Here is an 11,681-nt window from a genome sequence, read left to right as displayed (position 1 = left end):
CTATCACCCGCTCGTAGCGTAAAATCCCTGTCCTGAAGACGAAACAGGGATGGGTATGCTGTGGCAGTTCTGAACGTCATCGATCGGCAAGGCAGGAGCCATGAACTGGAGGCCGTCGAAGGCTGGCGGGTCATGGAAATCCTGCGCGACTACAAGGTCGGCATCGAAGGCGTTTGCGGCGGCTCCTGCGATTGTGGCACCTGCCATGTGATCGTCGCGCAGGAATGGGCCCAGAAGCTGCCCGAGCCGCGCGACGAGGAGATCGACGCGCTTGACGAACTGCCCCTGATCGAGCCGACCTCCCGCCTCTCCTGCCAGATCATCTGGTCGGACCATCTCGACGGGCTGACGCTGACGCTCGCGGAGGCCGCGTGATGGCCACCGCCCCGAAACGCGTCCCGCTGCCGGCGATCCTCCTCGCCAACGACCTGCTCGACGGTGACGTCGTCTTCGCCACGGCCGGCGACGCCGCTGCCCTCGTCTGGACCCGCGACCCGGCGCTGGCCCTCGTTGCGGCCGACGACGCCGCTGCCGACCGGCTGGAGGCCTTCGCCACGGCCGAACTGCGCGGCAACAAGGTCGTCGATGCCTATCTCGTCGATGTCGCGATCGAAGGCCGCCGCCCGGTTCCCCGCCATTTCCGCGAGCGCTTCAAGACGCTCGGCCCCAGCAATCGTCCCGATCTCGGCAAGCAGGCCGGTGAAGGCATCGCCTCTGCGCCGAAGGGCTGACCCATGTATCGTTACGACGAATTCGACGAGCGTTTCGTCCGGGAGCGGGTGGCACAGTTCACCGACCAGGTGGCACGCCGGCTCGAGGGCTCGCTGACCGAGGACGAGTTCAAGCCGCTGCGGCTGAAGAACGGCGTCTATCTCCAGCTCCACGCCTATATGCTGCGCATCGCCATTCCCTACGGCACGCTGAACAGCCGTCAACTGCGCCAGCTCGCGCTGATCGGCGAGCGCTACGACCGCGGCTACGGCCATTTCACCACGCGCCAGAACCTGCAGTTCAACTGGCCGAAGCTGCGCGACATCCCCGCGGTTCTCGGCCTGCTCGCCGATGTCGAGATGCACTGCATCCAGACCTCCGGCAACTGCATCCGCAACGTCACGGCCGACCACTTCGCCGGCGTGGCGCAGGACGAGATCGAGGATCCGCGCCCGACCGCCGAGCTGATCCGGCAATGGTCCTCGGCCCATCCCGAATTCAGTTACCTGCCGCGCAAGTTCAAGATCGCGGTGACCGGCGCCGAGCACGACCGCGCGGTGATCAAGGCCCATGACATCGGCCTGCGCCTGCGCCGCCATCCCGACACGCGCGAGATCTGCTACGAGGTCAGCGTCGGCGGCGGCCTCGGCCGCACGCCGATGATCGGCAAGGTGGTGCGCGAATTCCTGCCGAAGCAGGACCTGCTCGCCTATCTCGAGGCGATCATGCGCGTCTACAATCTCGAGGGCCGGCGGGACAACAAGTACAAGGCACGCGTCAAGATCCTCGTCCACGAGATCGGCGCCGAGGAATTCACCCGCCGCGTCGAGGCCGAATTCGCCGAGCTCGACGGCCCCTCGATCAACGCCGACCCGGAAGAGGTCGCGCGCATCGCCGCCTATTTCGCGCCGCCGCGCTACGAGACCTTGCCGGCCGTGAGCAACACGCTCGAAGCGGCCAAGGCGACAAACCCCGCCTTCGCCCGCTGGGTCGAGGTCAACACGGCGCCGCACAAGGTACCGGGATACGCCGCGCTGACGATCTCGCTGAAGCCGCCGGGCCAGGCGCCGGGCGATGCGACCAGCGATCAGATGCGCCTCGTCGCCGATCTCGCCGAACGCTACTCCTTCGACGAGCTGCGTGTGACCCATGCGCAGAACCTCGTGCTGCCGCATGTGCGCCAGCGCGACCTGCTCGCGATCTGGCAGCGGCTCGGGGACGCCGGCCTGGCGACGGCGAATGTCGGCCTCGTCACCGACATCATCTCCTGCCCCGGCCTCGACTATTGCGCGCTCGCCACGGCGCGCTCGATCCCGATCGCGCAGGCGATCCAGAGCCGCTTCGCGGATGAAACGCGCCAGCGCGAGATCGGCCCGCTCGGCATCAAGATCTCCGGCTGCATCAATGCCTGCGGCCACCACCATGTCGGCCATATCGGCATTCTCGGCCTGGAGAAGCGCGGCATCGAATCCTACCAGATCACGCTCGGCGGGGACGCCACCGAGAACGCGGCGATCGGCGAAATCCTCGGCCCCGGCCTCGCCGCCGAGGAGGTGCCGGATGCGATCGAGCGGATCGTCTCCGTCTATCTGGCCGAGCGCAGCGATGGCGAAAGCTTCATCGACAACGTCCGCCGTATCGGCCTCGGGCCCTTCAAGGCCGCATTCCAGGAGGCCGCCCGTGCCGCTGCTTGACCGGAACGGAAGCGCCGAGGAGCGCTGGACCCGCAGCGAAGGCGCGGCGACGGGCAACATCCCCGCGGCGCTGGTGCCCTGGGAAGCCCTGGCGGAGGCGCTCGCGGCGCAGACTCCGGATCAGCGGATCGGCGTCATCCTGCCCAACTCCGTGCCCTTCGCCGCGCTCGCGCCCTTCCTGCCGCAGCTCGCGCTCGTCGCGATCGCCTTTCCCGCCTATTCGGACGGGCGCGGCTTCAGCCTCGCCCGTCAGATCCGGCGGGCGGGCTTCACCGGCGAAATCCGGGCAAGCGGCCCGCTGATCGCCGATCAGTTCGCCTACGCCCTTTCCTGCGGCTTCGACACGATCGAGCTGCCGGAGGCGAGTGCGGCGCGCCAACCGGTGCCGCAATGGCTGCATGCGCGGGAATCGTTCAGCGCGACCTACCAGCGCGGCTATGGCGGGCCCGGAAGCAACATCCTCGACCAGCGCCGGGTGGCGAGAGCCACGGCGCCCATCGCGGCGGAGTGAACATGGCGATCTCGACCGCAGTACAAGGCCCGCTCGAACGTTCCCGCGCCGCCGCGGCGGTCGATGAGGACGACCTGAACGCGGAGCTCGAGGCCCTGCTTCCCTCCGAGCCCAGCAGCGAGGCACGCGGCCGCTGGTTCGATCTTTGCTTTCGCCTTATCATCCTGGCACTGGCCGCGCTGTGGCTGCTGACGCCACCGGCGGGCAACGAGCGCAGAGCGGCAGATGAGAAGGCCGTAGCGACGACGCAATGACCGACAGACAGCCCGAATCCACCGCGGCCCGTATCGAGCCGCTGGCGACGCTGCCGCTCTTCCACAAGCTGGACGGGCGCAAGGTCGTGCTCGCCGGCGCGACCGAAGGGGCACTGTGGAAGGCGGAACTGCTGGCGGCCGCCGGGGCGGAGCTGCATGTTTTCGCGGATACAGAATCCAGGCTGTTCGCCGGGCTGGCGCAGAGCGAGGCCCGCGGCCGCGTGCATGTTCACGGCCGTGCCTGGCAGGCCGATGACCTCACCGACGCGGCGATCGCCGTGGCCGACCTCGATGACGCCGATGCGGTCCGTGCCTTCGTTGCGGCCGCTCGACAGGCCGGGGTGCCCGTCAACATCGTCGACAAGCCGGACTATTGCGACTTCGCCTTCGGCGCGCTGGTCAACCGCTCGCCCCTGATCGTGGCCGTCTCCACCGATGGCGCCGCCCCGGTGTTCGGCCAGGCGATCCGCACCAAGATCGAGGCGCTGCTGCCGGCGGGGCTGAAGAACTGGGCGCAGGCGGCCGCGGACTGGCGCCCCGCCGTCCAGGCACGCGAGCTGCCGTTCGCACTGCGGCGCGCCTTCTGGGAGCTCTTCGCCGGCAAGGCGATGGCCGATCCGGAACGCATTCCGGGCCCGCAGGACGAGGCGGAACTGTTCGCGCGCCTCGCACAGATCGAAGCCGCGCATGACGGAAAAGGCCGCGTCACGCTGGTCGGCGCCGGCCCGGGCGACCCGGAGCTGCTGACGCTGAAGGCGATCCGCGCGCTGCAGAGCGCCGACATCATCCTCTATGACGACCTCGTCTCGCCCGGCGTGCTCGAACTGGCGCGGCGCGAGGCGAAGCGCATGCTGGTCGGCAAGACCGGCTACGGCCCCTCGGTAAAGCAGGGCGACATCAATGCGCTGATCGTCTCGCTGGCGGCACAGGGCAAACATGTCGTGCGCCTGAAGGGAGGCGATCCCGGCATCTTCGGCCGCGCAGGCGAGGAGATCGAGGCCTGCCAGGACGCCGGCATCCCTGTCGCCATCGTGCCCGGCATCTCCGCCGCGCAGGGCGCCGCCGCCTCGCTCGGCCTGTCCCTGACCCATCGCGACCATGCGCGGCGTCTGCAATTCGTCACCGGCCACTCGCGCAAGGGCGACCTGCCCGATGATCTGGACTGGCGCGCCATGGCCGACCCGGCGGCCTCGACCGTGATCTACATGGCCCGGGCAACCCTGCCCGGCTTCCGCGAGCGCGCCATCGCCGCCGGGCTCGACCCGCAGACGCCGGCCGTGGCCGTGCTCGCCGCCACGCGGCCGGACGAGGCGCGCGTCGCCGCGACGATCGCGACGCTGCCCGAGCGGCTCGGCGAACTGCCGGCAAGCGGCCCGGTGCTCGTCCTGCTCGGCCACGCTTTCGGCCCGGCCCTGGCCGACGCCGAGCAGACCCAGGACCGCCGCAGCGCGTGATGCCGGCCGGCTTCGCCCGCAGGCGGGAACGAGGTCGCGGGAGATGCGTTTTCTCCTCCAGCGCCCAAGTTTGGAAAGCGCACATTGCCGGAGGTCATTGAGACAAGGCCTACGATTCAGTACGTTTCGTTTGTTTTTAAGAACGGATCGAAGCTTGACCCGAGCATCGCCGTGAACGCAACGGAGCCCTGACATGACGCGACCCGTGTTTCGCCGCCTCCTCCGGGCAGGGCTTGTTCTGGGAGCCTTCACACTCTGCTTCGGCGTCGTCGCCGGCGCCCGCGCCCAGACCGAGCTCCTCAACGTTTCCTACGACCCCACCCGCGAACTCTATCGCGACATCAACGCGGCCTTCATCGCCGAGTGGAACGCCAAGAACCCCGACAGGAAGATCGGCACGATCCGCCAGTCGCATGGCGGCTCCGGCGCGCAGGCCCGTACCGTCATCGACGGGCTCAACGCCGATGTGGTGACGCTGGCGCTGGCCGGCGACATCGACGCCATCGCCGAACGCTCGAAGAAGCTGCCGCTCGACTGGCAGAAGCGCCTGCCGCACAATTCCTCGCCCTACACCTCGACCATCGTGTTCCTCGTCCGCAAGGGCAACCCGAAGGCGATCAAGGACTGGGGCGACCTGGTGAAACCCGGCGTCCAGATCATCACGCCGAACCCGAAGACCTCGGGCGGAGCGCGCTGGAATTACCTCGCCGCCTGGGCCTATGCCGAGAAGGCCTTCAACAAGGACGAGGCGAAGGTGCGCGACTATATCGGCAAGCTGCTCGCCAATGTCCCGGTGCTCGACACCGGCGCCCGCGGCGCGACCACGACCTTCACCCAGCGCGGCATCGGCGACGTCTTCCTGTCCTGGGAGAACGAGGCCTTCCTCGCCCTGAAGGAGTTCGGCGCCGACAAGTTCGACATCGTGGTGCCGAGCCTGTCGATCCTGGCCGAGCCGCCGGTCGCGCTGGTCGATGCCAATGTCGACGCCAAGAAGACCCGCGAGCCGGCGCAGGCCTATCTCGACTTCCTCTACAGCCCGAAGGCGCAGGCGATCATCGCAAAGAACTTCTACCGCCCGCGCAATCCCGAGGCCGCCGACGGCAAGGACGTCGCCAATTTCCCGAAGGTCGAGCTGGTGACGATCGACGACGTCTTCGGTGGCTGGAAGAAGGCGCAGCCGACCCATTTCGGCGATGGCGGCACCTTCGACCAGCTCTACAAGCCGGCACGCTGAAGGGTTCGCATTCATGACGGCGACAACGACCTTCCGATGGCGCGAACCCAGCATCCTGCCCGGCTTCGGGCTGGCTCTCGGCATCACCGTCACGGCATTGTCGCTGATCGTGCTGATCCCGCTGGCTGCCCTGTTCCTCAAGGCAGCCAGCGCCGGCCCCTCGGATATCTGGGCGGTGGCGACGTCACCGCGCACGCTCGCCGCCCTCAAGCTCTCCTTCACGGCGGCCTTGTTCGCCGCGCTCGTCAACGCCGTCTTCGGGCTGATCCTGGCCTGGGTGCTGGTGCGCTACACGTTTCCTGGCCGGCGCCTGATCGATGCGGCCGTCGACCTGCCCTTTGCCTTGCCCACGGCGGTAGCCGGCATTTCGCTCGCGGCAATCTACGCGCCGAACGGCTGGGTCGGCTCGCTGCTCGCGCCGCTCGCCTTCAGGCTCGATATCCCCTTCACCGGCCTCTCCCTCGGCTTCGACGGCAAGGTCGCCTATACCCCCCTCGGCGTGATGGTGGCTCTGATCTTCATCGGCCTGCCCTTCGTCGTCCGCACGGTGCAGCCGGTGCTGGAGGAGCTGCAGAGCGATGTAGAGGAGGCCGCGGCCCTGCTCGGTGCCAGCCGCTCCAGGACGATCTTCCGGGTGATCCTGCCACAGGTCGCGCCAGCGCTGCTGACCGGCTTCGTGCTCGCCTTCGCACGGGCCGTCGGCGAGTACGGCTCGGTGATCTTCATCGCAGGCAACGTGCCGATGATCTCCGAGATCGCCCCGCTGCTGATCGTGATCCGGCTGGAGCAATTCGACTATGCCGGCGCGGCCGTGGTCGCGACGATGATGCTGCTGATCTCGTTTGCGCTGATCCTCGCCGGCAACCTGATCCAGGCCCGTGCCCGGCGGAGGTTCGGCGATGTCTGACGCCACCCTGCCCGCCGCCATCGCCGCAGAGCCGCCTCGCAGCTCCAGCCGCGCGCGGGGCGAGAGCCTCGGCATGCAGATCGCGCTGATCGCGATCTCGCTCGCCTTCCTGCTGCTCTTCCTGCTGCTGCCGCTCCTCACGGTCTTCGTCGAGGCCGGCGCCAAGGGCTGGGAGGCCTATCGCGCCGCCATCACCGAACCCGATGCGCTCGCCGCGATCCGGCTGACGCTCACCGTCGCGGCGATCGCGGTCCCCTTCAACATCGTCGTCGGCATCGCGGCGGCCTGGGCCATCGCAAAGTTCGAATTCACAGGCAAGAACCTGCTGATCAGCCTGATCGACCTGCCCTTCTCGGTATCGCCGGTGATCTCCGGCCTCGTCTTCGTGCTGCTCTTCGGTGCGCAAGGCTATTTCGGGCCATGGCTGCAGGCCAACAACCTGAAGATCGTCTTCGCCCTGCCCGGGCTGATCCTTGCCACGGTGTTCGTCACCTTCCCCTTCGTGGCGCGCGAGCTGATCCCGCATATGCAGTCGCTCGGCTCGGCCGACGAGGAAGCGGCGCTGACGCTCGGCGCCTCGCCCTGGCGCGTGTTCTTCTCGGTTACGCTGCCGAACGTGAAGTGGAGCCTGTTCTACGGCGTGCTGCTCTGCAACGCCCGCGCGATGGGCGAATTCGGCGCCGTCGCGGTCGTATCGGGCAAGATCCGCGGCCTGACCAACACCATGCCGCTGCACATCGAAATCCTCTACAATGAGTACATGGGAGCGGCGGCCTTTGCGGTGGCCTCGCTTTTGGCGGGGCTCGCCCTCGTCACCCTCGTGCTCAAGACCCTGCTGGAATGGCGCTACGGCGATGCGATCGCCGCCAGCCGCCGCCACTGACCCAAGGAGCTGGGCCATGTCGGTCGCCGTCACCATCGAGACCATCGAGAAGCGTTTCGACAATTTCGCCGCGCTTCGGGGCGTTTCGCTCGATATTCAGCCGGGCGAACTGGTCGCGCTGCTCGGACCGTCGGGCTCGGGCAAGACCACCCTGCTCCGGCTGATCGCGGGGCTGGAGCAGGCCGATCGCGGCCGCGTCCTGTTCGGCGAGACCGATACGCGGGACCTTTCGCTTCGCGATAGGCGCATTGGCTTCGTCTTCCAGCAATATGCGCTGTTCAAAACGATGAACGTCGGCGAGAACATCGCCTTCGGGCTGAGGTCCCGGCCGCGCCACGAGCGCCCGGGCAACGACGAGATCCGCAAGCGCGTCAGCGGCTTGCTGGAACTGGTTCAGCTTCCGGGCCTGGAAAAGCGCTATCCAAGCCAGCTCTCGGGCGGGCAGCGCCAGCGCGTGGCACTGGCGCGCGCGCTCGCCATCGAGCCGCGCGTGCTGCTGCTAGACGAGCCGTTCGGCGCACTCGATGCCAAGGTGCGCAAGGACCTGCGCGCCTGGCTGCGCGAGCTGCACGGCCGCACCGGCCACACCACCGTCTTCGTCACGCACGACCAGGAAGAGGCGCTGGAACTCGCCGACCGCGTGGCGATCCTGAACGAGGGACGCATCGAGCAGGTGGGCTCCGCCGACGATGTCTACGATCATCCCGCGACGCCGTTCATCTGCGAGTTCCTCGGCGAGGTGAACAAGCTGCCGGTGAAGGTCGTCGGCAGCCAGGCCTTTTTCGGCGACCGGCCGGTGCTGGGCGGATTGTCGCAGAACCAGGGCGGCCCGGCCTCGCTCTATGTCCGGCCGCAGCATCTGCGCATCGTCGACGAGACCCCGCTCGCCCTGCCCGGCGTGGTCGAGCACCTGCGCCGCAACGGGCCCCTGCGCCGGGCTGAAGTGGCGGTCGAGGGGCTGAAGAAGCGCCTCGACGTCGATCTTGCGAGCCAGGTCGCGCCAGCGATCGGCGAGCGGGTCCGGCTGCGGATCGCACATGGCAACCTGTTCGCCGCCGCCTGATACCGCCCTTCCGCACACCGGAGGACGCCGAAAACCGGTTTCCTCTTTTCGGCCCGATGCCATAGCCTCCCGGACGATTCCGGCCGGCGCTTCGCCGCCGGTGCTCGATCCGGACAGGAGATCGCGATGAAAGCACGCGCGAAATGGGTTGATGGCATGGCCTTCATGGGCGAGTCCGGCAGCGGGCACGCGATGATCATGGACGGCGCGCCCGAATATGGCGGGCGCAATCTCGGCATCCGGCCGATGGAGATGCTGCTGATCGGGCTCGCCGGCTGCACGGCATTCGATGTCGTCGGGATGATCAAGAAGGGTCGCGAAAACATCACCGGATGCGAGGTCGATGTCGAAGCCGAGCGCGCCACGACCGATCCCAAGGTCTTCACCAAGATCCACCTCGCCTACCGCATCACCGGCAAGGGGCTGTCGCACGCCAAGGCCGAGCGGGCCGTCACATTGTCGAAGGAAAAATACTGCTCGGCTTCGATCATGCTCGGGGCAACGGCCGAGATGAGCTACAGCCTCGAGGTGATCGACGAACTGCACAAGGAGGCTGCCGAATGAGCAAGGCTGAATTCGCAGGGCTGATTTCGCCGGAAGCGCTTGCCGCGCGGCTGGGCGACGCGAATCTCGTCGTCATCGACATCCGCACCGCCGCCGATGGCGGCAGGGATGTGTTCGAGGCCGGGCATATCCCCGGCGCCGTCCATTCCGACTATGCCGCCGACGGCTGGCGGGCGCGGATCGGCAATGCGCCGGGCATGCTGCCCTCGCTCGACCATCTCGCCGCGCTTGCCGGGCGGCTCGGCATCAAGCCGCATGACGACGTCGTCATCGTACCGGCCGGGACCGCCGCGACCGACTTCGCGGCGGCGGCACGGGTCTACTGGACGCTGAAGTTCATCGGCCACGGCCAGCAGGCCATTCTCGACGGCGGTTTCAAAGGCTGGACGGCCGATCCAAAGCGACCGGTCGAGCGTGGCCCGGCGGCGCCGAAGAGCACCTCGCCCTACCCGGTCGTGGCCCAGCAGCAACTGCGCAGCACGGCCGACGCCACCCTCGTCGCCCAGCGCAGCAAGCAGGCGAGCCTCGTCGATGCGCGCGGGCCGAGCTATTTCGAGGGGCGGGAGAAGTCTGCGGAAGCGACGCGGGCCGGCCATATCCCGGGCGCCATCCAGCGCGACTATGCCGGTGCCTTCGAGCCCGGCAGCGGCAAGCTGAAGGCGCCGGGCGATCTGGAGAAGCTGTTCGCTGGCGTGCCGGAGGGGCCCGTCGTCTCCTACTGCAACACCGGCCATTCCGCCGCGGCGAACTGGTTCGTCCTGTCCGAGGTTCTCGGCCGCGACGAGGTTGCGCTTTACGACGGCTCGATGACCGACTGGACGCAGGACCCGGAACGCCCGGTCGCCACGGGCCAGGCTGCCTGACACGCTCGCGGATTGCCAAACAGGCTGAAACGGTTCAAAGGAAGCGCCAATCGCGCGCCGCGACGCGCGGGTGCTTCCTGACATCATGGACCGAGCCATCAGCCGATGAACGCCGTCGCGCCGAAAATCTCCTTCGTTTCGCTGGGCTGCCCCAAGGCGCTCGTCGATTCCGAGCGGATCATCACCTCGCTGCGCTCGGAGGGCTACGAGCTCTCCAAGAGCCATGCCGGCGCCGACCTCGTCATCGTCAACACCTGCGGCTTCCTCGATTCCGCCAAGGCGGAGTCGCTGGAGGCGATCGGCTCGGCCATGGCCGAGAACGGCAAGGTCATCGTCACCGGCTGCATGGGCGCCGAGCCCGAGCAGATCCGCGACGTCTTCCCGAACGTGCTCGCGATCACCGGCCCGCAGGCCTATGAGAGCGTCGTCTCGGCCGTGCACCAGGCGGTGCCGCCGAAGCACGACCCCTTCGTCGACCTCGTGCCCGACCAGGGCGTGAAGCTCACGCCGCGGCACTACGCCTATCTCAAGATTTCAGAGGGTTGCAACAACCGCTGCACCTTCTGCATCATCCCGAAGCTGCGCGGCGATCTCGTCTCGCGGCCGATCGGCGACGTGCTTCGCGAGGCCGAGAAGCTGGCCAAGGCCGGCGTGAAGGAGCTGCTGGCCATTTCGCAGGACACCAGCGCATACGGCCTCGACATCAAGTATGCCCCCTCGATGTGGAAGGACCGCGAGGTCCGCACCCGCTTCTTCGAGCTCGCCAAGGAGCTCGGCCAGATGGGGATGTGGGTGCGCCTGCACTATGTCTATCCCTACCCGCATGTCGACGAGGTCATCCCGCTGATGCAGGAAGGGCTGGTGCTGCCCTATCTCGACATCCCGTTCCAGCACGCTTCTCCGAACGTGCTGAAGGCGATGAAGCGCCCGGCTCACCAGGACCGCACGCTCGACCGCATCCGCAAATGGCGCGACATCTGCCCGGACCTCGCCATCCGCTCGACCTTCATCGTCGGTTTCCCCGGCGAGACCGAGGAGGACATGGACATCCTCGTCGACTGGCTGAAGGAAGCGAAGCTGGAGCGCGTCGGCTGCTTCAAATACGAGCCGGTCAAGGGCGCCCCGGCCAATGACCTCGGCCTCGCCCTCGTCCCCGAGGAGGTGAAGGAGGCACGCTGGCACCGCTTCATGAAGGCGCAGGCGGAGATCTCTGCCCGCATCGTCAAGGCCCGGGTCGGAAAGCGCATCCAGGTCATCATCGACGAGGCCGGCCCGACCGTCGCCAAGGGCCGCTCGAAATGGGATGCGCCCGAGATCGACGGCAATGTCTATGTCGCGAGCCGCCGGCCCTTGCGCCCCGGCGACATCGTCACCGTCAAGATCGAGCGCGCCGATGCCTATGATCTCCACGGCGTCGCCGTCTGAGGCAGAGCCCGCGCCGCAGTTCAGTTGAACTGGCAGATGCGGCGGATGATGCGGCCCTGACGGTCGCGAGCGACGTTCTGATCGCCGCCGCAAGCGTCGACGAACTGAATGCGCGGCT

Annotated in this window: 13 protein-coding genes; all 13 read left to right on the top strand. The window is 67.8% G+C overall.

Annotated elements, in window-relative coordinates; translation table 11 throughout:
* Nucleotides 1–60 precede the first annotated feature (60 nt).
* The 13 genes from ACIPIA_RS03730 (at nucleotide 61) to rimO (ending at nucleotide 11,563) form a co-directional block, all read left to right on the top strand.
* Entirely contained in the window at nucleotides 61–375 is a 315-nt protein-coding gene (locus ACIPIA_RS03730; protein ID WP_400506804.1) for a 2Fe-2S iron-sulfur cluster-binding protein, read from the top strand.
* Nucleotides 375–731, top strand: coding sequence for a DUF2849 domain-containing protein (locus tag ACIPIA_RS03725; RefSeq protein WP_400506802.1), 357 nt, complete (start codon nucleotides 375–377; stop codon nucleotides 729–731). Before ACIPIA_RS03730 ends, ACIPIA_RS03725 begins: the two co-directional genes overlap by 1 nt.
* Before the next feature lie 3 nt (nucleotides 732–734).
* Nucleotides 735–2,405, top strand: a complete 1,671-nt coding sequence (locus tag ACIPIA_RS03720; protein WP_400506800.1) for a nitrite/sulfite reductase — start codon at nucleotides 735–737, stop codon at nucleotides 2,403–2,405.
* On the top strand, nucleotides 2,392–2,916 hold the full coding sequence (locus ACIPIA_RS03715) for a DUF934 domain-containing protein (RefSeq protein ID WP_400506798.1): 525 nt from the start codon (nucleotides 2,392–2,394) through the stop codon (nucleotides 2,914–2,916). Before ACIPIA_RS03720 ends, ACIPIA_RS03715 begins: the two co-directional genes overlap by 14 nt.
* Nucleotides 2,917–2,918: 2 nt before the next feature.
* Nucleotides 2,919–3,170, top strand: a complete 252-nt coding sequence (locus ACIPIA_RS03710) for a hypothetical protein (protein WP_400506797.1) — start codon at nucleotides 2,919–2,921, stop codon at nucleotides 3,168–3,170.
* Nucleotides 3,167–4,624, top strand: coding sequence for a siroheme synthase CysG (cysG, locus tag ACIPIA_RS03705; protein ID WP_400506795.1), 1,458 nt, complete (start codon nucleotides 3,167–3,169; stop codon nucleotides 4,622–4,624). The genes ACIPIA_RS03710 and cysG overlap by 4 nt, the downstream gene beginning before the upstream one ends.
* 193 nt (nucleotides 4,625–4,817) lie before the next feature.
* Nucleotides 4,818–5,858, top strand: coding sequence for a sulfate ABC transporter substrate-binding protein (locus tag ACIPIA_RS03700; RefSeq protein WP_400506794.1), 1,041 nt, complete (start codon nucleotides 4,818–4,820; stop codon nucleotides 5,856–5,858).
* Nucleotides 5,859–5,871: 13 nt separating this feature from the next.
* On the top strand, nucleotides 5,872–6,765 hold the full coding sequence (gene cysT / locus ACIPIA_RS03695; protein WP_400506792.1) for a sulfate ABC transporter permease subunit CysT: 894 nt from the start codon (nucleotides 5,872–5,874) through the stop codon (nucleotides 6,763–6,765).
* Entirely contained in the window at nucleotides 6,758–7,648 is an 891-nt protein-coding gene (gene cysW / locus ACIPIA_RS03690) for a sulfate ABC transporter permease subunit CysW (RefSeq protein WP_400506790.1), read from the top strand. Before cysT ends, cysW begins: the two co-directional genes overlap by 8 nt.
* Before the next feature lie 16 nt (nucleotides 7,649–7,664).
* On the top strand, nucleotides 7,665–8,711 hold the full coding sequence (locus tag ACIPIA_RS03685; RefSeq protein WP_400506788.1) for a sulfate/molybdate ABC transporter ATP-binding protein: 1,047 nt from the start codon (nucleotides 7,665–7,667) through the stop codon (nucleotides 8,709–8,711).
* Nucleotides 8,712–8,837: 126 nt separating this feature from the next.
* A complete protein-coding gene (locus tag ACIPIA_RS03680; RefSeq protein ID WP_400506786.1) occupies nucleotides 8,838–9,275 on the top strand; it encodes an OsmC family protein in 438 nt (145 codons plus the stop codon).
* Nucleotides 9,272–10,138, top strand: coding sequence for a sulfurtransferase (locus ACIPIA_RS03675; protein WP_400506784.1), 867 nt, complete (start codon nucleotides 9,272–9,274; stop codon nucleotides 10,136–10,138). Before ACIPIA_RS03680 ends, ACIPIA_RS03675 begins: the two co-directional genes overlap by 4 nt.
* A 105-nt stretch (nucleotides 10,139–10,243) precedes the next feature.
* The gene (gene rimO / locus ACIPIA_RS03670; protein WP_400506782.1) at nucleotides 10,244–11,563 is read left to right on the top strand and encodes a 30S ribosomal protein S12 methylthiotransferase RimO; all 1,320 of its coding nucleotides are present in this window, start codon (nucleotides 10,244–10,246) and stop codon (nucleotides 11,561–11,563) included.
* Nucleotides 11,564–11,681 lie beyond the last annotated feature (118 nt).

Origin of the sequence: Allobosea sp. CER48, assembly GCF_044752385.1 — a bacterium.
In the GTDB taxonomy this organism is placed as follows: Bacteria; Pseudomonadota; Alphaproteobacteria; order Rhizobiales; family Beijerinckiaceae; genus Allobosea.
The sequence above is the reverse complement of the archived record's forward strand: the minus strand, read 5'-3'. Positions and strand labels throughout refer to the sequence as shown.

Bases quoted from the DNA above. Each gene is read 5' to 3' on its own strand.
- ACIPIA_RS03725 (WP_400506802.1), top strand. From the start codon at position 375: ATGGCCACCGCCCCGAAACGCGTCCCGCTGCCGGCGATCCTCCTCGCC.
- ACIPIA_RS03710 (WP_400506797.1), top strand. From the start codon at position 2,919: ATGGCGATCTCGACCGCAGTACAAGGCCCGCTCGAACGTTCCCGCGCC.
- ACIPIA_RS03720 (WP_400506800.1), top strand. From the start codon at position 735: ATGTATCGTTACGACGAATTCGACGAGCGTTTCGTCCGGGAGCGGGTG.
- cysT (WP_400506792.1), top strand. From the start codon at position 5,872: ATGACGGCGACAACGACCTTCCGATGGCGCGAACCCAGCATCCTGCCC.
- ACIPIA_RS03700 (WP_400506794.1), top strand. From the start codon at position 4,818: ATGACGCGACCCGTGTTTCGCCGCCTCCTCCGGGCAGGGCTTGTTCTG.
- cysW (WP_400506790.1), top strand. From the start codon at position 6,758: ATGTCTGACGCCACCCTGCCCGCCGCCATCGCCGCAGAGCCGCCTCGC.
- ACIPIA_RS03680 (WP_400506786.1), top strand. From the start codon at position 8,838: ATGAAAGCACGCGCGAAATGGGTTGATGGCATGGCCTTCATGGGCGAG.
- cysG (WP_400506795.1), top strand. From the start codon at position 3,167: ATGACCGACAGACAGCCCGAATCCACCGCGGCCCGTATCGAGCCGCTG.
- ACIPIA_RS03675 (WP_400506784.1), top strand. From the start codon at position 9,272: ATGAGCAAGGCTGAATTCGCAGGGCTGATTTCGCCGGAAGCGCTTGCC.
- rimO (WP_400506782.1), top strand. From the start codon at position 10,244: ATGAACGCCGTCGCGCCGAAAATCTCCTTCGTTTCGCTGGGCTGCCCC.
- ACIPIA_RS03685 (WP_400506788.1), top strand. From the start codon at position 7,665: ATGTCGGTCGCCGTCACCATCGAGACCATCGAGAAGCGTTTCGACAAT.